The organism is Okeania sp. (assembly GCF_035285525.1).
GTDB lineage: Bacteria > Cyanobacteriota > Cyanobacteriia > Cyanobacteriales > Microcoleaceae > Trichodesmium.
The window spans coordinates 19,268-41,284 of record NZ_JAYKGW010000248.1 but is presented as its reverse complement, the minus strand read 5'-3'; the positions used below and the strand labels follow the sequence as shown (position 1 = coordinate 41,284).

At 35.9% G+C, this 22,017-nt stretch carries 20 protein-coding genes; 11 read left to right on the top strand and 9 right to left on the bottom strand.

Going from position 1 to position 22,017, the window contains the following annotated elements:
* Nucleotides 1-131: 131 nt before the first annotated feature.
* The 3 genes from VKJ25_RS23565 to tadA form a co-directional block, all read right to left on the bottom strand.
* Complete coding sequence (locus tag VKJ25_RS23565) at nt 132-557, bottom strand: hypothetical protein (protein ID WP_324239089.1); 426 nt, start codon at nt 555-557, stop codon at nt 132-134.
* A 178-nt stretch (nt 558-735) separates the two neighbouring features.
* Nucleotides 736-1,515, bottom strand: coding sequence for a lysophospholipid acyltransferase family protein (locus VKJ25_RS23560; protein WP_324239088.1), 780 nt, complete (start codon nt 1,513-1,515; stop codon nt 736-738).
* A 184-nt stretch (nt 1,516-1,699) separates the two neighbouring features.
* Nucleotides 1,700-2,176 carry a tRNA adenosine(34) deaminase TadA gene (gene tadA, locus VKJ25_RS23555; RefSeq protein WP_324239087.1) on the bottom strand — a complete coding sequence of 159 codons (477 nt, stop codon included), beginning with the start codon at nt 2,174-2,176 and terminating at the stop codon, nt 1,700-1,702.
* Nucleotides 2,177-2,383: 207 nt separating this feature from the next.
* On the opposite strand from tadA, the gene menB reads away from it, so the two are divergent.
* Nucleotides 2,384-3,217, top strand: a complete 834-nt coding sequence (gene menB / locus VKJ25_RS23550) for a 1,4-dihydroxy-2-naphthoyl-CoA synthase (RefSeq protein ID WP_375340369.1) — start codon at nt 2,384-2,386, stop codon at nt 3,215-3,217.
* A gap of 293 nt (nt 3,218-3,510) precedes the next feature.
* Here menB and VKJ25_RS23545 read toward each other — a convergent pair whose 3' ends face one another.
* Both VKJ25_RS23545 and VKJ25_RS23540 read right to left on the bottom strand, forming a co-directional pair.
* Entirely contained in the window at nt 3,511-3,759 is a 249-nt protein-coding gene (locus VKJ25_RS23545) for a hypothetical protein (protein ID WP_324239085.1), read from the bottom strand.
* A 642-nt stretch (nt 3,760-4,401) separates the two neighbouring features.
* A complete protein-coding gene (locus tag VKJ25_RS23540) occupies nt 4,402-4,962 on the bottom strand; it encodes a DciA family protein (protein WP_324239084.1) in 561 nt (186 codons plus the stop codon).
* 283 nt (nt 4,963-5,245) lie between these two features.
* On the opposite strand from VKJ25_RS23540, the gene VKJ25_RS23535 reads away from it, so the two are divergent.
* The 8 genes from VKJ25_RS23535 to VKJ25_RS23500 all read left to right on the top strand — a co-directional run bounded on the left by VKJ25_RS23535 (nt 5,246) and on the right by VKJ25_RS23500 (nt 15,306).
* Nucleotides 5,246-6,481: a hypothetical protein gene (locus VKJ25_RS23535; RefSeq protein WP_324239083.1), complete on the top strand. Its 1,236-nt coding sequence runs from the start codon at nt 5,246-5,248 to the stop codon at nt 6,479-6,481.
* A 289-nt stretch (nt 6,482-6,770) separates the two neighbouring features.
* The gene (locus VKJ25_RS23530; protein WP_324239082.1) at nt 6,771-7,448 is read left to right on the top strand and encodes a PspA/IM30 family protein; all 678 of its coding nucleotides are present in this window, start codon (nt 6,771-6,773) and stop codon (nt 7,446-7,448) included.
* Between the two features lie 562 nt (nt 7,449-8,010).
* Nucleotides 8,011-9,786, top strand: a complete 1,776-nt coding sequence (locus VKJ25_RS23525) for an N-acetylmuramoyl-L-alanine amidase (RefSeq protein WP_324239091.1) — start codon at nt 8,011-8,013, stop codon at nt 9,784-9,786.
* Nucleotides 9,787-10,169: 383 nt separating this feature from the next.
* A complete protein-coding gene (locus VKJ25_RS23520; RefSeq protein ID WP_324239081.1) occupies nt 10,170-11,357 on the top strand; it encodes a glycosyltransferase family 4 protein in 1,188 nt (395 codons plus the stop codon).
* A 253-nt stretch (nt 11,358-11,610) separates the two neighbouring features.
* Nucleotides 11,611-11,871: a glutaredoxin 3 gene (gene grxC / locus VKJ25_RS23515; protein WP_324239080.1), complete on the top strand. Its 261-nt coding sequence runs from the start codon at nt 11,611-11,613 to the stop codon at nt 11,869-11,871.
* 269 nt (nt 11,872-12,140) lie between these two features.
* Nucleotides 12,141-13,130, top strand: coding sequence for a glutathione synthase (gene gshB / locus VKJ25_RS23510; protein WP_324239079.1), 990 nt, complete (start codon nt 12,141-12,143; stop codon nt 13,128-13,130).
* Between the two features lie 610 nt (nt 13,131-13,740).
* A complete protein-coding gene (locus VKJ25_RS23505; RefSeq protein ID WP_324239078.1) occupies nt 13,741-14,856 on the top strand; it encodes a Gfo/Idh/MocA family protein in 1,116 nt (371 codons plus the stop codon).
* Between the two features lie 315 nt (nt 14,857-15,171).
* A complete protein-coding gene (locus VKJ25_RS23500; RefSeq protein ID WP_324239077.1) occupies nt 15,172-15,306 on the top strand; it encodes a hypothetical protein in 135 nt (44 codons plus the stop codon).
* Nucleotides 15,307-15,320: 14 nt separating this feature from the next.
* Here the strand turns inward: VKJ25_RS23500 and VKJ25_RS23495 are convergent, their stop codons facing one another.
* Nucleotides 15,321-16,196: a type 2 periplasmic-binding domain-containing protein gene (locus tag VKJ25_RS23495; RefSeq protein ID WP_324239076.1), complete on the bottom strand. Its 876-nt coding sequence runs from the start codon at nt 16,194-16,196 to the stop codon at nt 15,321-15,323.
* 642 nt (nt 16,197-16,838) lie between these two features.
* On the opposite strand from VKJ25_RS23495, the gene VKJ25_RS23490 reads away from it, so the two are divergent.
* On the top strand, nt 16,839-18,485 hold the full coding sequence (locus tag VKJ25_RS23490; protein WP_324239075.1) for an urea transporter: 1,647 nt from the start codon (nt 16,839-16,841) through the stop codon (nt 18,483-18,485).
* Nucleotides 18,486-18,844: 359 nt separating this feature from the next.
* On the opposite strand, the gene VKJ25_RS23485 is transcribed toward VKJ25_RS23490, so the two are convergent.
* Entirely contained in the window at nt 18,845-19,171 is a 327-nt protein-coding gene (locus VKJ25_RS23485) for a DMT family transporter (RefSeq protein WP_324239074.1), read from the bottom strand.
* Between the two features lie 80 nt (nt 19,172-19,251).
* Nucleotides 19,252-19,626 carry a DMT family transporter gene (locus VKJ25_RS23480; RefSeq protein ID WP_324239073.1) on the bottom strand — a complete coding sequence of 125 codons (375 nt, stop codon included), beginning with the start codon at nt 19,624-19,626 and terminating at the stop codon, nt 19,252-19,254.
* A 187-nt stretch (nt 19,627-19,813) separates the two neighbouring features.
* On the opposite strand from VKJ25_RS23480, the gene VKJ25_RS23475 reads away from it, so the two are divergent.
* Nucleotides 19,814-21,280 (top strand): high affinity choline transporter 1, encoded by a 1,467-nt coding sequence (locus tag VKJ25_RS23475; RefSeq protein WP_324239072.1) that lies wholly within the window; start codon nt 19,814-19,816, stop codon nt 21,278-21,280.
* 548 nt (nt 21,281-21,828) lie between these two features.
* On the opposite strand, the gene VKJ25_RS23470 is transcribed toward VKJ25_RS23475, so the two are convergent.
* Nucleotides 21,829-21,996 carry a hypothetical protein gene (locus VKJ25_RS23470; protein ID WP_324239071.1) on the bottom strand — a complete coding sequence of 56 codons (168 nt, stop codon included), beginning with the start codon at nt 21,994-21,996 and terminating at the stop codon, nt 21,829-21,831.
* Nucleotides 21,997-22,017 lie beyond the last annotated feature (21 nt).

Sequence of the window (22,017 nt, the reverse complement as noted above, 5' to 3'; positions counted from 1 at the left end):
CCAAAATCAAATATTAGTAATATAATTAAGGAACACCATATGAATTTTCTTTATTATGAAAAAAAATTGTAGGAGTTTGGTCTGCCCACCCCCAAAATCAAATATTAGTAATATAATTAAAGAACACCATATTAATTTTCAACTACAGGAAAAATATCAGAATAAGCTTGCCAAACATTTCTAATAAAATGTCTTAATTTTTGATGTGAAACTTGCAAATCTTTCTCTTGACTATCTAACAATTCTAATTCAGTTAAAAGTGGAATAAACTCTGTATCAATCGCTTCTCTAAATAGACAAATCGGCCATACTAAATCTGCACCTTCTCGTAAATCCCATAAAGTCGATTTATCAGAATTATCTTGATAATTTTCAGACTTATTTTCTGAAATAAATATTTTTAGGAGTAAGGGACGAACCCAACACATTTTTCGTTGTGTCAATATCTGAATTACTGCTGCATATAAACAGGTATTTTCATATTCCAAACAGACAATTTGACTTGGTTGAAAATTAGGGATAAAATCTTTTGATGTTGACTGCATATAATAATTCATAATTAATAATAGATAATTATATCAGATTACAGCAGATTAAACTTTAGTGAGTTACATCCACGGGAGCTTTCCGGCTCCCACTGAAAAGATTTGATTATTAATATTTGTACTTTATATACTTAGAATTTCCTGTAATTTACCACAATACAAAAAGACAGGGCGTGACATTTGTAATCATCTAAAAATGACTTAAGCTATTAGCCAAGGATTTTAATCCTTGATAAGTTATGCTGGGAAACTGCTTTAATTTTCCTGACTGAAAATTGAGACTTTTAAGTGCCATCTCTAAATCCGTAGTTAATTTTTGTGCCCGCTTTTTTCCCAAATCATTAACATCATCTTTCACAGATAAAGGATTACCAATTTTAACTGTAACATTACAACCACGACTAACCATAACTGGGTCATAATTCAAACATATAGGCACTATTTTAACATCAAGATTTGGCTGATGAGATTCAGCTTGTAATGCTATTCTCGCTAGTCCTGTTTTCAAAGAATGAACTTGGCGATCGCGATAAATTCTACCTTCAGGGAATATTACCAACATTTCTCTATTTAACATTAATTCTACTCCATGACGAAAACAAGAAACTGCTGGATTTTTAGGATTAATAGGAAACCCACCCAAATGTCTAATGAACCAACCTTGTAAACCTTTAACTTCATCCATACTAACCATAAATCTTAAGTCTCTACCTGTCACCAACCTACCCGTAGCATGAGCGATGATTAATGCATCCCAACGAGAACGATGAGTAGGAGCCAAAATTACCGCTCCTGTTTTCGGAATATTTTCTTTGCCAATAATATTTATGTTGCGAAAATAAAATGGCATTATTATATAACTACCTAGAAAATAAGATAAAGAAACTAACCAAGAACAAATATTTGAAGTTGTACAATTTGGAAAATTTGCTCTTTTGAAAAATGAACGAATATATTTAAGAAGCATCATAATTTTTTACCTCAATGTCTAAGTTAATTTCTTTCTTAACTTCAAGATAAATTTTGTAGCTTCTTTAATTCCTTCTTTAATGACACTTATTTAATTGTCTTTAGTAGCAGTCAGCTATCAGTTTATCAAATACTTATATCTATAATATTTTCCCTTTTTTTCAATGCTTAAAACTTGTTCCTTATTACTTCTTCCTTCGTTGAGTAAACCAAGACTGTAATTGTTGACGACAAGCAGTTTCCATGATTCCTCCCAATACAGACAAACGATGATTAGAAAAAACACTATCTGGAAAATTAGCCACAGTTCTAATTGTGCCAGTTTTCGGATCGTCCGCTCCATAAACCAATAAACCTATTCTGGCCTGCAATATTGCTCCACTACACATTGGGCAAGGCTCCAAGTTAACGTAAAGAGTATATTCATTTAAGTGCCAATTCTGCAAAATTAGTCCTGCTTGTCGCAAAGCCAATATTTCCGCATGAGCAGTAGGGTCAAAATCTCGCTCTCGTCGATTTTGAGCCTCTGTAATTAACTGACCATCTGAGTTAACTATTACAGCACCTACTGGGACTTCTCCAGCATAACCAGCAATTTTGGCCAATTCTAATACCCGACTCATCCATTTTTTATGGACTAGATAATCAGAATTATTAATCATAATTATAGCGCTTTCCGTTGCCTGTGAGGTACATTTGAAAATTAATCTCTACAAGGTGTAACACAGCCTTCTTTTGCTGTAACAACCTGGAAGGTTGTGTTACCAAAATTATTAATTATTAATTATTAATTGTATCTTTTAAGAACAGGAAGCGCTGTAATATTTACTGATAACTAATAACTGATAACTGAAATGACGAATCAATCTTTGCCAATAAAATGGCAAATTGTTAAAGACTATAGCGATATTCTTTACCACAAAACTGACGGCATTGCCAAAATAACAATCAATCGTCCTCACAAACGCAATGCTTTTCGTCCTCAAACAGTGTTTGAACTTTATGATGCTTTTGTTGACGCTCGTGAAGACCAAAATATAGGGGTAGTTTTGTTCACAGGTGCAGGGCCTCATACAGATGGTAAATATGCTTTCTGTGCTGGTGGAGACCAAAGTGTGCGGGGTAAAGCAGGTTATGTTGATCAAGCCGGTGTACCACGGTTAAATGTATTGGACTTGCAACGGTTAATTCGTTCTATGCCTAAAGTTGTTATTGCTTTAGTAGCTGGATATGCTATTGGTGGAGGTCATGTTTTGCATATTATTTGTGACCTAACTATTGCTGCCGATAATGCAATTTTTGGTCAAACTGGTCCCAAGGTAGGTAGTTTTGATGGTGGTTTTGGAGCTAGTTATTTAGCCAGAATAGTTGGTCAGAAAAAAGCACGAGAAATTTGGTTTCTCTGTCGGCAATACACAGCTCAAGAAGCTCTAGAAATGGGTTTAGTTAATTGTGTTGTCCCAGTAGAAGAGTTAGAAATAGAAGGCATTAAATGGGCGTTAGAAATTTTGGCAAAAAGCCCTATCGCTATTCGTTGTCTTAAAGCAGCTTTTAATGCTGACTGTGATGGACAAGCTGGACTACAAGAATTAGCGGGTAATGCTACTCTTCTTTATTATATGACAGAGGAAGGTGCTGAAGGTAAAAAGGCGTTCTTAGAAAAACGACCTCCCGATTTTAGCAAATATCCTTGGCTACCCTAAATTAACCGATAGTTTCCCTTAAGTGCGCGATCTAAAATCCGGTTAAATAATCTTCCCTATTGACGACAGGAAGCAATTTCCGCACACCCCCAAGATTGCTTCCTTTCACGGAGAGACCGTCCCAATGACTTGGGTATATTAATTAGGGTTTGCTTATAGAAAGTCTGATGGTTAAGGTAGAGACCAAGCTATACTATGGTTCGGGTCTTCTGCTAACGTTTAGATCAAAATGAAAATCAGACTAGATTTACTGAAACTTTAGCTGATTCTTACTTAATAAGAACTAACCTCTACTATGTTAATTGATGGATATTATTAGCGGTAGGTTGTAGGGGAAAAACTACTTCCAATGTTTTATCTATTTTCTGATGCCAGATAGCTATATTACTTTGATTTTCCCAGGATGGTGCAAAAGGAGGTAAAACTAATGAACAGGCTTTCCAATTACTTTCAACTGGTGCCATTAATTTTTGACACATACCTCCGCGCCTTCCCTCTGGTGAATAGTATTGGCAATGGCGACAAGCTAGATTGGTTTTCATAAAAAATTTTCCTAAATTGATTTTTACTATCTATATAGTTGACTTTATACTATTTTTTATCTATAGGAAGTTACTCTTTTAATCAACTAAAACTATTATGACATATAGATTTTAAATAACTCTTTTAGTTAACTGAACTTTATATTATTTTTATAATTTTGTTATAAATGGAAATATTTTGATCATGGTTGGCCAGAAAAATTGTATGAATAAATACATTATTCTGCTAAAATAAGAGGGGATCAAGCTAAAATATAAGTCATTTCAATTATCAGTTATCAGTGTTTACTACTAAGTTTATGAGACCAAAAAATCTAAAATTTCTTTTTTATCCCCTTCAAATGGGGAGGTTTGAAATCTTAATTGGTTAGTTAAATAAAACTAATTCTTAGGTAATATTCATAGCTACTAAATATGTATAAATACATACAAAATAAGTTATCAAAAATTTTCAATCCCTTATTAAGATAAATTAATTATTTTGTACTTTTAATTACATTTGGGTAGAGAAAATTATGGAAAAATTATCGACCCTTATTAATCAAAAGGAGGGCAGAGGGTAGAAGGAAAAGAACCAGGTGAGAAAGCGCAAAGTTTTTCATCAAATAATTATCGGGATTCCATATAATTAATTATTCATTATCAATTATCCATTAATTTAGTAGCGCAAATTGCACAAACAGACCAACGTTGGATTTCTCCAGGGGGAGTAGGAGATTGACATTGAGGACAAAGAGGTAATCCCTGAGAACGTTTTTGTATAGCTTTCGCCCAATTTGGAAAAGTGGTCTGAGGGTTTTGATTTGTGGGAGTGGTGTCTACTAGGGATGTTTTTGTTAACTGAGGAATCATACTGGGATGCTGTTGCCAATCATTTTTTTCAGTTTGGTTATCTTGACTAAGAGGAAAATGGGTATGCCATTGAGCTGCCGAGAATCGGATATTATCTAGGGGTATGGACAAAAAGTGGTTTAGCTTTGGTAAAAGTTGCGGTACCCGAAAACTAAGTTCTTGAGATAAGGCAGCACTGGATGTTGCTACATATAAAACACCTCGCTCAATGTATAAAGGTTGAGTTTGGCTAGCCATTGCCCCTAAAACTTCTTCCCAATATTCCCTGAGCTTTTGAAAGTCTTGTTGTGCTGGCGATCGCTCTATAATTTTGAGAGAGCTTAAAATATGATTAAGAGACTGGAAACCCATAATTTATTAACATCCTTTGGACGCTCCTCTACAAGTAAGTATTTAAAGCTATTCTATAATAATAACAAATTTGATGAAAAAGTGGTTTGTCGCTCTTCAAATAGGACTTGTGCAAAGAAACCAGGTTTCTGGGTTCTGCTACATAAGCCTTGAAAAAATGAGATTTAGTTCTTCTTATTTGAGAAACTCCTGCTATAATCATTGGTTTAATGGGAGCAAATTTTAACAATCCCTTTATCTATATCTAAGGGAGCCTCAATGAGCGATTAACAGGAGTTATTAAATGAGTCAAAATTCAATAGTAAAATCTACTAAAAATTCTACTCAGGAATTGAATCAAACTTTACAAGGTGTAATGGAAAGTTTGGATGTAGGACTAGAAGCGGAACTAACAAGATATCGCAAGTACCGCAACCAAACAGAAAAGTCCCCAATTTCTCAGAGAAATATTAGTAAACAAATTTATAAAACACCCGAATTAATGTCTCTATTACCAGTGGAAGAGCAAACAGTACCCTCATCTTCTACATCTGAGATAGAATCATCACTGAAAAACTTGGAAACATCTCATACCTCTGCTCCGAAAGCTAAACCAGTAGCCATTGAGCCTCCCACTCCTACAGAAATTAGCATGGCCAAAAAAGGTAATATAGACGCGGGTAGTCACAAACAGATATCTTTATTAGATAAAAATAAATCTACGGCACCAGACAACTATCTGGAATCTTCAGAGAAACTCCTAGAAAGTTTAGATAAATTAAAGCCAAGTCATAAGGGAGAATCTTCTTACTTAGCAAGTTTATTTACTCCCCTGGGAATAGCTGCAATGTTTGTATTCTTAATCTCTTGTACCGCTTTGGGTTATGTTTTAATAAATCCTTTAAGTCTAAGCAATTTTAGTTTAGACCGTCTTTTCAAAGGTAGTTCTGCTCAAAAAAATACAGATGAGACTACTACTGACAACAATAAAGGGAAAGCTTTACCAAAATCTCCTGACTTGACATCTCAGGAATTTGTAGATTTAGATTTGAATACTCTCAGTAATGTTAATCCTCAACCTAACCAGGTTTACTCTCCTACAGTAAAAGCTAAACCTATGATACCACCACCAATATCAGGAGGTGTTAATACTCTTTCACAACCTAGTCAAGGAAGTACAAAACTGGATAACCTTGGTAGCACTTTATTGCCTCAGTATAACCCATCTACTAAGGTGACAATATCTTCTCCAACTCCATCTCCAAGTCTTAAACCTTCACCAAAAAATTCTAATAGTTCTCCAATAACTAATCCTGTTAAATCTGATGATGGTTGGTATTATGTTGTTGTAGATTATGCAAATCAAGAATCTTTGTTGAAAGCACAGGCAATAATTTCAGATGCTTATCTGCGTCAAACGACTAATGGTATGAAGATACAGATGGGAGCTTTTGCGGAATCAGAAAGAGCAAAGATGTTTCTGGAAGAATTACGCAAAGCAGGATTGAATGCTAAATATTACAACTTGAAACCTGAGTAGTAAAAATAGGGAGTAGGGAGTAGGGAGTAGGGAGTAGGGAGTAGGGAGAAATAATTGATTATTTTTGTGGGATAATTGATTTGATTTTTGATTATTGGAGATGTCTAGTAGGAGTCAGCATTCAGCAGGAAATGCTTACGTTTTTTATGGTGTTGCTGAATAAAGAGATGATCTAAGTGGGATGGGCAGCCCATCCGAAAACATAAGGAACAGCAAACTAGCAGGATGTCTGTTCCACAGTGCATAAATGCAATGTCTTTTTTATAAGAAATAATATTGGAGATCCTTGATGGGAATTTTTGACCGCCTTTGGCGCACAATTCGTGCTAATATAAATAGTCTGGTTTCTGGTGCTGAAGATCCAGAGAAGATTCTAGAGCAGACTGTAAAAGATATGCAGGATGACTTGGTGAAACTACGTCAAGCGGTGGCACAAGCGATCGCTACTCAAAAACGTACAGAAAGACAATATTATCAAGCTAAATCTACTGCTGATGAATGGTATAGACGAGCGCAGTTAGCTTTACAAAAAAGCCAGGAAAATTTGGCGCGGGAAGCTTTAACTAGACGGAAGTCATATCAAGAAACCGCTACTGTGATGAAGGTTCAAGTGGAACAGCAAAAACAGTTGGTGGAAAAACTGAAGCAAAATATGAGGCAGTTGGAGCAGAAAATTAGTGAAGCGAAATTAAAAAAGAATCTTTATATTGCTAGAGCGCGTTCTGCTCAAGCTTCGGAAAAGCTAAATGAAATGTTAAATTCGGTGAATGCTGGTAATACTCTTAGTGTTTTTGAGCAAATGGAAGAGAAAATAATGCAGCTTGAGGCTAAGTCTGAGATGATGACTGAGTTTGGAGGTGATAGTTTAGAAAAAAAGTTTGTCTCTCTGGAAAAAGGTGATGATGATATTGAAACTCAGTTAGCAGCAATGAAAGGGCAAATGTCACGAAAAATAATTGATAATTGATAATTCAAGACGATTCAGTTCAGACGAAAACTTATAATATATGGAACCATTAGATAGGTTTTTTCGACTATAAAAATGCCTAAAAAATCCTGAAATGAACTGAACTGTATTGATTAATAATCAATATTTGAAGCAGACAGACACTTTAATGCTACTGTCAATCTAGAAAACTACTGAAAAATTTATCAAGTACAAGGTAATAATTCAGCTATTAACCTTCAGCTATTTCTGTAGCATTCCGCAGAAATAGCAAACTCTATCTAAACCTTTAAATTGTATAACCTTTAAAGTCTAATTTGATAGTAAGATTCTATTTGGCTTAACTAATAAAGCTTTTATTTTATTTAAAACTCAAATAAATAGCTGAATAGCTAAATGGTGATGATGCAGAATGCTTACAATAAAACAAGATAAACCCAGAAATAAAATGGCAAATTTTAATCTACTGCCAATGACTACTAAACAAACAAAAAATCCTAAAATATTGAGCAAAATTATCAGGTCATCAACTTTAGGATTAATGATATTTTTAGGAAGTATAAGTACCATTTATCCTAATGCTATGTCACACGAGCTTGCAGATAATAATCAACTTCAACAAGAATCAGATTCTCACCAAAAATCTCTATTTATTGCTTATCCACCACCTAATCATCAAACTACTTCCGACCGAATTTTCTTAATAGGTACTGCTTCTCCAAAAACTGAAGTTACTGTTAATGGAAAAGCAATTAATCAGCGGAGTAAATCAGGTCATTTTGCTCCTACTTTTCCATTACAAATGGGAGAAAATATATTTACTATTCGTCAGCAAAATGAAGAGATTATTTTAAAAATAACACGCAATTCAAATCAACCACCTTTACCAGTAGGAATAACTTTTGGTAAAGACTCTTTGACTCCGGCAAAAGATATTGCCAGAATGCCAGGAGAGTTAATTTGTTTTGCAGCGATCGCTCCTGCAAATGCTAATATTTCTGTATTATTAGCTGCTCAAACTATTCCTTTACTTTCCCAATCTCAAGTAGTAAATTTACCAGGAAATTTGGCAGTATTAACTGGAGATAATCAACCTGTTCCTTCTACGGGAGAATATTATCAAGGTTGTGCGCAAGCAGAAAAAACAGGAGATTTAGGTCAACCTGAGTTTAAACTAACCGTAGGAGGAGAAACGGTGACTCAAAAAGCACCGGGAAAAGTAACTATTCTTTCTCCCACTACATTTGAGGTGGCAGAGGTGACAGCAGAAGCGGGAGTTGCCAGGACCGGACCAAGTACCACTTATTCCCGGTTGACTCCTTTACCAAAAGGTACTAAAGCTATGATTACAGGGAAAGAGGGAGATTATTTACGACTTGACTACGGAGGTTGGATCAAAGCTGATGAAACTAGAATATTTACAGATGCTGCACCACCCCGTTCCGTAATTAGAAGTGCGATCGCTCGTCAAGTTGAAGGTGCAACCGAAATTAGATTTCCTTTACAAGTTCCGGTACCAGTAACAGTTGAACAAGGCGATCGCTATTTCAGTTTAATTCTCCATAATACTACGGCTCAAACTGATACTATTCGTTTAGATGATGACCCTTTAATTGAGCGGTTAGATTGGGAACCAATTTTAACTTCAACAGTGGAAAATAATCAAGGAGTTAGATATAAATTTAATTTAAAAAAAGCACAACAATGGGGTTATAAATTAGAGTATATTGGTACAACTTTAGTATTAACTTTGCGACATCCTCCAGCAGTAAAAAATGGAATTAATTCTTCAAATAAACCTCTAACTGGAATGAAAATTTTAATCGATCCAGGACATGGAAGTGAGAATGATTTAGGAGCAAGAGGTCCCAATGGTTATCCAGAAAAAAATGTCACATTAATTGTCTCGAAATTGTTAGAAAAAGAGTTAATTAATTTGGGAGCTTCAGTGTTGATGACAAGGAAAGCAGAGGAGGATTTATATCCCAAAGACCGTGTAGAAATGATTAATAAAGAAGTACCAGATTTAGCTATTTCAGTTCATTATAATGCTTTACCTGATTATGGTGATGCGCTAAAAACTCAGGGAGTTGGTACTTTTTGGTATCATCCTCAAGCTCATAGTTTGGCAGTTTTTTTGCATAATTATTTAGTGGAAAAATTAGACAGACCTTCCTATGGAGTATTTTGGAATAATTTAGCTTTAACTCGTCCGGAGATCGCTCCTTCTGTATTATTGGAATTAGGATTTATGATTAATCCTGATGAGTTTGAATGGATTGTTAATTCTCAAGAACAAAAGAAATTAGCAAAAGTATTAGCAGATGGAATTGTTGAGTGGGTAAAAGATTCTGAATAAAAGGAAGAAAGAAAAAGAAAGAAGGAAGAAGAAAGAAGGAAAAAGGAAGAAGGGAGAAGGAAGAAGGAAGGAGTGTGCAATTTAGTCATCTTTAAAGGATTAAAATCCTTGGCTTGTGTTTACTCTGTAGGGACGTTGTATGCAACGTCCCTACTCCCTACTCCCTACTCCCTACTCCCTACTCCATACTTCCTACTCCGTACTTCCTACTCCCTTTTTTTGGTATGCTAATTCCGGGATTTATCTAACTATTCTTGAATATTTAGGTTAGAATGTCTGTAATATTTATCAGGAAAATTATTAAATATTTACCAAAATATTTAGAGTAAAATTACTAAAAATCAAGAATTGTAAAGATAGTGAAAATTTAGGGATTAGTAGTTATGAAGATTTTAGTATTAAGTTGGGAGTTTCCACCAAGAATTATCGGAGGAATAGCACGTCATGTAGCAGAATTATACCCAGAATTAGTGAAATTAGGAAATGAAGTTCATTTAATTACAATTAAATCTGGTGAAGCAGCAAGTTATGAAATTGTAAATGGAATAAAGGTCTATAGAGTGTCAGTTGCACCAAGTCAAAATTTCTTTCACTGGGTAGCAAATATGAACGAAGCGATGGGTAGTTATGGAGGAAAACTTATTACAGAAGAGAAAGATTTTGATATAATTCATGCCCATGATTGGCTAGTTGCAGATGCAGCGATCGCTCTTAAACACATCTTTAAACTACCACTAATAGCCACAGTTCATGCCACAGAAAATGGTCGCCATAATGGTATTCATAATCATACTCAACAATATGTTCACGAAAAGGAAAAAGAGCTAGTTTATAATGCTTGGAGAGTAATAGTTTGTTCTAACTATATGCGAGGACATGTAACCAGAACTTTAGATATTCCTTTAGACAAAATAGATGTAATTTATAATGGAATTTACGCTGAAAAAAAACCAAGTCGGGATGAATTTGATGCTGTAAATTTCCGTCGTTATTTTGCAACAGATGAAGAAAAAATTGTTTACTATTTAGGCAGAATGACTCCAGAAAAAGGCTTATCAGTGTTAGTTCATGCAGGACCAACAGTGATCAAAAAAATGGGAGGAAAGATAAAATTTATTATAATTGGAGGTGGCAAAACTGACTATTGGAAAGAAGAAATCCGGAATTTAGGAATTGCCGAAAAATTCCATTTCACAGGGTTTATGTCTGACGAAAATTTAGATAAATTCCAAGCGATCGCAGACTGTGCAGTATTTCCGAGTCTTTATGAACCCTTTGGTATTGTTGCTCTAGAAAGTTTTGCCGCACGAGTACCAGTAGTAGTTTCGGATACAGGAGGTTTGCCAGAAGTAGTTGAAAATGGTAGAACAGGTATTGTGACTAAAGTTGGTAATCCTAATTCCTTGGCATCTGGAATTATAAAAGTTTTGACAGACCAATGTTTTGCCCAAAATTTAGTGAAAAATGCTTATCAAGAATTAGAGGAGAAATTTTCTTGGAGTCGGATAGCAAGAGAAACCGATGGAGTCTACAGAAGAGTAGTAGCAGAAAGGTTGCAAGTAGTTTGGTAATAAATTTATGAGAACGGAAAGTTTATAGAACTTTCCTACTCCCTCTTTAATATTTCATATAATTTAGTATATTGATTAGCTCTTTGTAAGTCCTAAGAAATATTAAAGAACAATTATTCTTCCTACAACCGCTGTTCCCACCTTCTGTGTTCCCTGTTCCCGATTCAAGTAGCGCTATAAAATCTAAAATTATTCTTAAAGAGCCGATTAATATTACAATCATTTAAGAAATATTGTTTATGGGTAATTAATTATGTCTGCTAATGTAGAAATTTACACTTGGTCAAGCTGTCCATTTTGCCTTCGTGCTAAAGCGCTTTTAAAGGAAAAGCAAGTAACCTATCAGGAATACACAATAGATGGTGATGAAATAGAACGGGCAAAAATGGCCAAGAGAGCAAATGGTCGTCGTTCTTTACCCCAAATTTTTATTAATGACCAACATATGGGTGGTTGTGATGATTTATATGAACTAGAAGCTCAAGGGAAACTCAACCAACTTCTAGGGGTGTAGTTTCAATTTTTGTATAGCAGTCGAAGTAAAGGTTAAGACATTTCTAAATGCTAAAACCATTTGATATTCTACTGTTCCCTGTTTCCTGTTCCTGGTTCCCTTTTCCCTAGCGCTAGACGCTATAAGAAAAACCTAATGAGTAAACATATTAGGACTTACGCAAAGGGACTATATATAGCGTATCGGTGCGTGACACTGACGTTAACGCACCCTACTAATAGCGTTCATGCGTAAGTCCTGACATATATTAAATTAATCAATAAAAAAAGATGAAATTTGCATTCATCATAGATCCTATAGACCAACTAAACCCAGTTCACGATAGTACCGTTGCCTTAATGGAAGCTGCTCAAGAATTTGGTCACGAAGTTTGGATAACGGAAATTAACCAGCTAACTATTATTGATAGTAAAACTTGGGCAACACTTCAGCGGGTACATTTAATTCCCATTGAAAGGGTAGAAAATCATTGGGTAGTAAGTAATCCTTGGTACGATCAGGGAAAACCAATTCTGGAACCACTGGAGTCAATGGATGCTGTATTTATGCGGAAAGATCCACCCGTAACCACTCCATATCTCTATGCTACTTATCTTTTAGACTATATTAATCCAGAAAAAACTTTAGTTATAAATTCTCCTCAAGGGTTACGCGCTGCTAATGAAAAAATGTATGCTTTGCAATTTACTAAAGCAATTCCAGAGACAATTGTTAGTCAAAATAAACAGGTAATTAGAGAGTTTTTAGAGTCACAAAATTCGGCTGTTTTAAAACCTTTGGGAGGAAAAGCTGGAGAAGGAATATTATTTTTAGAACCTACGGATAGAAACTTTAATTCTCTAATAGAAATTAGTACCAAACAAGGTAAAGAACCTGTGATGGTTCAGAGTTATTTACCAGCAGCAAAAGAAGGAGATAAACGAATTATTATGTTAAATGGTAAACCTATTGGAGCTGTAAATCGGATTCCTACTGGTAAAGAATTTAGGGGAAATATGGCAGTGGGAGGTAGAGTTGCTCAGACAGAAATTACAGAAAGAGAATATGAAATTTGCGAATATTTAGCACCTAAATTAGTAGCAGATGGTTTATATTTTGTAGGAATAGATGTCATTGGTGGTTATCTCACAGAAGTTAATGTTACAAGTCCTACTGGAATTAGAGAAATTGATTTACTTGATAATGTTAATTTGGGGAAAAAAGTAATCGAATGGGTAATCGATCAAGTCAAAATTCAAAATTCATGGATTCAAAAGTAATAATTTTAGGACTTACGCATAAACGCTATTGGTAGGGTGTGTTTCGCTGCGCGACAACATGTAAAGCGCACAACGCACAACGCACCGACATACTATATATAGTACCTTTGCGTAAGTCCTGAATTTGTAATATTGATCAAGTCAAAATTCATGGATTCAAAAGTAATAATTTGTAATTAGGAAATAGCAAGTCAAAATTCAAAAGTAATAAAGAGAAATTTGTTGGCGCAGTATTTCGCAGGAAACAATATTTTCTATGCTGCGATTGATTTTAGATAGCATATAGTAGTCTTTAATAGGTTGTAATATCAAATCCCGTAGCATCGGTAGAATTTAATATCGTAGGGGTTTGGTCTCGAATTTTTCGGGAACCGTACCCTCTACAAATTAGGAGTTTTTGCTCTTTTCTGATGGTAAATCTTATTCTCCAAAGCCAGGGGATTTGATATAACATTTTATCTAAAGGGGTACCCCTACAGTTTATAAATCATTTAGGATTGCTATATCTATACATTTTTCCCTTTGTTGTAAATATTTATTCTCTTTTCCTTCTTTACTTTCCTCTTTCTTCTTCCCTTCTTCGTTTCTTCCCTCTTACTTCTTAAAAACAATGAAAAATCAAACTATTGGCGTAGCAGTTATCGGTACAGGATTTGGTAAAAAAGTACATATACCAGGTTTACAAGTACATCACAAAACTGAAGTATTAGCTGTTTATAATCCCAACTTAGAAAAAGCTAAATCAATTGCATTAGACCACAATATTCCTCATGCTTTTAATACCATAGAGGAAATAATTTCCCTACCTGAAATTGCTGCCGTAACAATTTCAACTCCCCCATTTCTACACTATGAAATGGCAAAAAAAGTATTATCCGCAGGCAAACATTTATTATTAGAAAAACCAACAACTTTAAAAGTAGAAGAAGCCAGAGAATTATATCATCTTGCTGCTACAAATAAATGTGTAGTAACGATGGATTTTGAATTTCGTTTTGTTCCTGCTTGGCAACTATTTGCCGAAATTTTAGCAGATGGATATGTAGGAGATAAACGCCTCATAAAAATTGATTGGTTAGCATCAAGTCGTGCTAACCCAAATCGTCCTTGGAATTGGTATTCTCAAAAAGATCAAGGTGGTGGTGCATTAGGAGCGATCGCTTCCCATACTTTTGATTATGTTGACTGGTTATTTGGTCCTGGGAAAAAACTTTGGGGAAAACTTAATACCTCAATTAAAACTCGCCCCGATCCGACTCTGGGAGATGAATTAAAACCAGTTGATGCTGATGATACTTGTAATATTATGTTAGAGTTAGCAGATGGTACTCCCTGTCAAATTTGTATTAGTTCTGTCACTTATCAAGGGCGCGGTCATTGGCTAGAAGTTTATGGTAGTAAAGGTACTTTAATTGTTGGTAGTAATAATCAAAAAGATTATGTGCATGGATTTAAAGTTTGGGGTTCTCAAAATGGGGATAATTTAGTAGAAATAAATATTCCTGAAAGATTAGATTTTCCTCAAGTTTTTGCTGATGGTAGAATTGCTCCTTTTGTTCGAGTTGTTGATAATTGGATACAAGGAATAGAGACAGGAAAATCTTTAGTTCCATCTTTAAAAGAAGGTATTTATTCTCAGTTATTAATGGATTTAACCCATGAATCTAATATGACTGGTAGTTGGGTAAATGTGCCAAATTTAGATGAATTTATTGGTAAAAAATAGGAGTATTTAATATTAGTATTTAGCTGTAATTTATTAATTTATTCTATAGCAGTTTTGAATGAATTAATGAATTTTTGTAAAAGTTTTTGTTTATATAGCAACCCTAAACTAGATTGTCACATTTTAGGGTAGGGGTTTGGTTTGCAAATCCTTGATACACTACTGGGGTTTGGAGACCAAACCCCTACTACGAACTTTAATTATAACTATTGAACCAGATATGATATTACACAGAGAAACCGGGTTTCTGAGTTTGTCTGAGTAAGTCCTGTTATGATAATTTTAGTTCCTGATAACTAATGGGAGTTGAAAACAATGCCCAAGTCAAATCACTTAAAAATTAGAGATGGTTTAATAGGACTTTGTATTGGAGATGCTTTAGGTGTTCCAAAGGCTGAAACCAATGCCCGTAAAAATTTTGATAAAAATTCAGTAAACCCTAATTATTAATATTGAAAAATGCCTTACAACCCACTACATTTATCTTGATCAGAAATAAATACTTCGATAAATCGAGATGTGCCTCCTGCTAATCTAGTTAAAATGTTTATCATTGTATTAAGTTGACTCTTCTTCACAACATATTCATTGACTGTTTGTTGCCACTCCGAATCATTAGCAGGTAAAATCATGCCGTAAGAAATACAAGTAAGTGGTCTATTTGGTTCTAAAGCATATTGGTCTTCTTTTAATCCTTGTCGGAAAGCTTCTCCTACTAATAAAATCCCGTCACTAGCAAAAGTATCTATTGTACCAGAAATGGCATCTTTAACCGCAGTTTCTCTTCCCAACCCTCTTTGATAAACTTTTTGATCTGCCAGTTGATATCGACTATCAATAAATTTTTGTGTGAGAGAATCATTGAGAACTCCAATTAAAATTCCTTCTAGAAATCCATCAGGATTAACTCCTATTCTTCTATCTGGTCTCATCATTAAATATGTGCCAGTTATGAAGAAACTTTCAGAATAAATAACTCCTGTTGGTGGTTTTTTTCTAATAGTATTAGGACCGCATTCTAGATGAACTCGATTATTAACTACACTGCGATAACGTCCTTGTTCTGAATCTTCATCAAGAATAGTTTCTAACTTTTCTATGGTAATAGTTTGGTTGAATTTTTTTTCTAAATCTTCTTTAAAACCATTCATTAATTCTAGACAAATTCCTTCCCATTTACCACTAGAAATGTAACCGAAAGGAGCAGCATCTTTTCTAAGACCTACTTTGAGTACACCTGTTTTTTGAATTTCTTGTAATACTCCTTCTGCCTTAGCAAATGCAGGATTTATGAAAGCAAATATAATGCTAAATATGATTATTGTTAGTTGGTTTTTCATCTTTTACTTTCTATGAGAATGATTAATATTATCCTCTATTTAATACTCTAGAGTTTCTTTAAAAGGAGGATACATTGGATGATTATACAATAGAAGTAACAAAAGTCAAGTTTTTATAAAAACAAGCATTGAGCAGAAGAAAAACTCAGCAGAATTTATTTTAAAAGGTATAAAAAAATAATGTGAACTAATTGACAGTATATTTCAGGCAGATGAGGTAAAGATTAAGTTATGGAAATACTTTGTAGTGCGGGCTGAAAAGCTTGCCCTGGTTTACCTCACTCAGGTCAAATCTGCTGTAAGTTGCAATTAAATATATCAGGACTAAAGCCATGAGGAACTCAATTTCAAGGCTGAAGATTGCTTTCGGTCCGGAATGCTCCGCGACATGAATGCGGAGCGAAACGCTGTCGCTTGCTGACGCAATGACAGAAATACGTTGCGCGCGCGTAAGTCCTATATATTTTAGGAGTAATTATTTGAGTGATCGCTACTAAAATTTTCTTTGCTGGCTCATCTTTATGGAAAGTTTTAGGAAGGATGCACTAGCAAAAGCATCTAGGGAAGATCAGGGGAAAATTCAAAACTTATCCATAGTATAATTACAGGGACAAATTTTATCTTACATAGTATAAACTTGCCATGTCAAATGCCTCTGAAATTTCTCAAAACAATTCTGAACCTCTGCCTCTCCATGAGTTGCTTTCTCGTTTATTGAAGTCAGAAAAAACTTCTCATCGGCATCCCTTGCCCATTATGGGAACCATGCAAGACCTCAATGATGCCTTGGAGCAGCGTCCCCTTTTAGATTTTATCAATGCCAGTTTTCGTGGCATTGGTCAAGTAGGATTTGCTAATAATCCAATTTCTGGACTACTCATCACTCTAGCAATTTTTATTCAATCGCCCTGGACAGCCTTTATGCTAGTTGTTGGAGTTGTGACAGCTACCTGGACAGGCTTTTTGATGAATCTAGATCGCCCTAGTGTTCGTAATGGTGTTTTTGGCTTAAATGGAGCTTTGGTCGGACTAGCTTTAGGAACTTTTAGTCCTTGGGGCAATGGTACGGGAAACTGGTTTTGGGTACTGGCAGCGATCGCTGGCGCTGCCCTCAGCACTGTATTAATGGAGTATCTGGGAAACTGGATGGCGACACGTCTAGGACTCCCGTCTATGGCAGTACCATTTCAAATTGTCACCTATAGTTTTCTAATAATTGCCATCTATGTTCCCCAACCTTTTTTTGAATTTGGCCCACCGCCACCATTTCCTCCGGCTGAGTCTTTAGATGGGATGAGTATTTTATCCTCTCTCATCACTGGCATCGGTCAAATCTTTTTTTCAGACAACTTAGTTTCTGCTGTATTAATTATTATTGCTTTAGCCTTGTGTAGTCCGATGGGAGCCTTAGTAGGGTCTCTGGGATCTGCTATTGGTATGTTGGTAGCAATTATAGTGGGAATAGACCGAGATATGGTGTACGCTGGTTTATTAGGATACAACTCAGCTTTAACCGCGATTTCTATTGGGGGCATTTTCTATGCACCTAATCGAAAAAGTATTCTGTTTGCTTGTGGTGGAGCTTTTGGAGCAGCAGTAGTTGAATGGTTATTGAATCTGGCGATCGCTCCCTTGGGATTACCTATTTTAGCCGTTTCATTTCACTTGGGTACTTATGCCTGCTTCCTGATTTTACGGCGTTCGATCTCTTCCCTAGTACCTGTTGCTCCCTTTGCCGTAGCTTGTCCTGAAGAACATCGGTTTCGCTACCTCACAGCCAGGGAAGCAATTTCGGCCTTTCGCAGCCAGTTACACTCTGCTATGCAAGGGGAGCATCACAAAATCTTTTTCGAGCAAGCACCTCTAGAAATCAAAAATGACCTACGTTATATTTTTGATGCTATTGACCAAGATAGTAGTGGCAGCTTGTCTTTAGAAGAACTCAGATATCACTTGCAGCAAGCTGGGAATGCTATGAGTGAGGAGGAACTTAGCTTTTTGTTTTCTAGCATGGATGCTGATAACAGTGGGGAAATTGATTTCTCCGAATTTGGGGAATTAATGCTACGCCACCGTCGTCTGATGTCAAGACTTGATGAGTTTGCCACTTACTTTATTCCCATTGATCAGGATGGGAATGGAGTGTTGGAGCCAGAAGAAATGAATGTAGTGTTAGCCAGTGTGAATGAGCCTCCCTTTTCTGATGAGGAATTAACCTTTTTGCGAGAGCGAATTGGAGGTAAAGAGCTTACCTGGGAACGATTTTTAGAATTGTTGCTAGTGATTTAAACTACCTGGATAGGACTTACGCAAAGGTACTATATATATATAGTGAAAAAACTATTGCGTATGGGGTTTTAAGCACCATGTCTAAGGTTGCTGCGTAAATCCTGTGGATAAACCACATCACCATAACCCAAATATTGTAGGGACGTTGGCATTTTTGTTATGCAACGTCCCTACAGTGGTTTACTAAAATAAAAACCGCTGTATAACAGTACAGAACTTACGCAAAGAAACCCGGTTCCTACTGCAAATCGTTGTTTTGAACTGTAAGCGTTTAGGAGAAACCAGGTTTCTGGGTTCCCATGACTTTAGTCCTGTTAGTATTACTCAAATTCTTTTCAATGCACCCAAAATAACTCAAACTATTGAATCTCAGCTAGCTTCAATCCCACAGATCCTACCAAAACGATCAGAATGCCAAAGATTTGGATCGAGCTCAATTTTTCCTTGTCAAAAAGGAAACTACAGACCGCAACTCCCACACCTCCTAATCCAGTGAAGATGGGGTAAACTATTGCTATTGGCAAAAATTTAACAGAAAGAGAAATAAAATACAACCCAGCTCCACAAGCTGTTATCGTTATAACAGAAGGAATAAACTTGGTAAATCCCTCTGTACTTTTCAAAGTAAAACCCCAGATAATTTCAAAAATTATCGCGAGTATTAAGTAAATCCATTCCCAACTCATATCAGTTATCAGCTTTTTCAGTTATCAGTTATCAGTACCTCTGACTAAAGCTAGAGGTTTGAAATACTCAATCGAATTTTTTATCCGTTCTCCAAACTTCCTAGACTTTCAACACTTCCCAGACTCTCCTCATTTTCTTTCGGTTTGCCAATTTCTAAACCAATGACTCCTAAAATTATGGCTAGAATGCAAATTATTTGCCATATTCCCAGACTTTCGTGGAAAAATACAACTGCGGCGATTGCCACTCCTGCACCACCTAAACCAGTCCAAATTGGATAAGCTACAGCAACAGGCAAAGTTTTGACGGCACGAGAAAGAAAATAAATATTAATAGTTAAAACACTTGCATTAAAAACAGATGGCCAAAGCTCTGAATATCCTGCAGTTGCCTTTAAGCTAATAGCCCAGATAATTTCACAGCCTACCGCTATCATTAAATAAATCCATGCCATGTTACGATATTCCTGATTTAGTGGTTAAAAAAGTCAAGCCTTACTAGACAAGGGAACCAAGTTGGCTTTTGGCAAGGAGAAGTATTATCACCAAAACCAAAATAGGATTATGATTTGGGCAATAGGATGATTATCCTAGCCAAAAACAATGGGACTTTAAAAAGTAAAACTGACAAGGAATAACATTATGACAGATATAATATTTTTTTGCGGAATTATCCTTTTCTTATTTGCTACTTTAGGCATTGGTATCTGGACTGCCAGACAAATTAAAGGAGATAGCATCAACTTCCTTGTCGCCGGACGTCGCCTCACCCTCCCCCTAGCTGCTGCTACCTTGATGGCCCAGTCTGTTGATTCCAATGCTACCTTGGGTAATACTGACCTAGCTAGTGAATTTGGCTTTTGGGCGGGAGCATCTTTACCCTTGGGATTAGCTCTGTGTTTGCTTTTGAGCGGTATATTTTTTGCTAAACCCATGAACCGCATGGGATTAATTACCCTCCCAGACTTTTATCAAGTCAAATACGGACGTTTAACGGAAGTTCTGGTTTCTACGATCATGGTTTTGAGCTTTGGGTTTTTGCTGGCAGGAAATTTGGTGGCAGGGGGCTACGTTTTTCAGACTTTTTTAGGAACTAGCTATGCTTTTGGGGTGATACTGATTGCAATTATTGTATTTGTCTATACTGCTTCTGGAGGAATGTTTGCTATAGTTTATACCGATGCTATTCAGGCAGTGATCGCTTTTATTGGTACTATGGTATTGTTTAGTTTTATGGCGGTCAACTTTGGCCTTGACATACCAGAGGGAATGGGGCCATTGGCTTTAGAGCAATTAGCAGCTCCTGCTGCTGGAGCTGCGATTAACTGGGCAACTTTGTTAGCACTCGGTTTGGGAGATATTGTGGCGATCGACTTTATGGCACGAATTTTTGCGGCTGACAGTCCGGAAACTGCTCAACGCGCTTGTTTGATCGCTTCAGCAGGAACGGTAATTATCGGCGTACCATTTTCGATAATGGCTCTATCTGCTCCCCAAATATTAGCTCAAGCAGGTATTACTCCTGAAGGTCCCTTACTTTTAGCGTTAATCAAAGGGGTAATTCCACCAGTTTTAGGTTTGCTGGTTATTGCTGCTATTCTTGCTGCTTCCCTTTCTACTGCTGATGGAGCTATTCTCGGTACTTCTTCAGTGATTGCCCATAATGTGATTGGTATTCGCCAAGGCAATCGTGATATTGGTGGCGATCGCTTATTAAGGTTGACTCGGTTGATGGCTTTTGGCATTACGTCTTTAGGGGTTTTGTTTGCTGTTTTGGTTCCCCAGACTGGGATTTTGTTGTTGTTGGCTTTCGATTTGGGGTTTGCAGGATTATTAGTTCCTCTAGCAGGGGGTTTGTATTGGCCGAAAGCAAATAAATACGGGGCTTTAGCTTGCGTCATTGCCGGAACGGGAACTCGACTAATATTGTTCGTTTTCATGCCCAAAATGTTTGGTAGCGATAACACTTTATTATACATCAAAAATTCAATTTTTACTGCTGATTTTGATGGCTTTCCTACCTTAATTTCTCCTTTAGTGGGTTTGGTAGCATTTATTACTGTATCTCTGCTGACGAGTAGTGGTAAAAAGCTTGGGGTGCAAGAGTGATTCGGATCAGTGGGTTTTGCACAAATCATTGCAATTAAAGTAATTATATCAAATCCGGTGGCTTCGGAGCAATATAATTTTACCGTCAGTAGGGGCGAACGGCCGTTTTGCGCTCCGCAAAGCTCCGCTTTATATATCGCATAGCGAAACGCTGGCGCGAAATGAAACGCCCCTACAATATTAACTATTTTTCCCTAATTCTAAATTATACCAATAGACATCTCCATAAAAGAGGGAACAGGTATGGAGGGAACAGGGAAGAAGAATTGATAATCTATAGATAATAATTGATTTTACTTTTTATTTTTGGAGATGTCTATTAGTTTCTGTTACCAAAGCTTCTGATGAGACAATCTCTAATGTTTGATTTTCTTTTAATAAAAAAATCAGAGTCATTGATACTGATTCTAAATATATTCTTACCTGAGATTAGTCATCAAATATTCTATTCAATAGACATCTCCAGAAAAGAGGAAACAGGGAACACTAGATATGTGGGAACAGGAAGAAATAATTGATAATTTATGGATAATAATTGATTTTATTTTTCATTTTTGGAGATGTCTATTGTATGGGTTATTATTAGTTTCTGTTACCAAAGCTTCTGATGAGACAATCTCTAATGTTTGATTTTCTTTTAATAAAAAAATCAGAGTCATTGATACTGATTCTAAATATATTCTTACCTGAGATTGGTCATCAAATATTCTATTCAATTCAATCGGCTAGTATCTAAA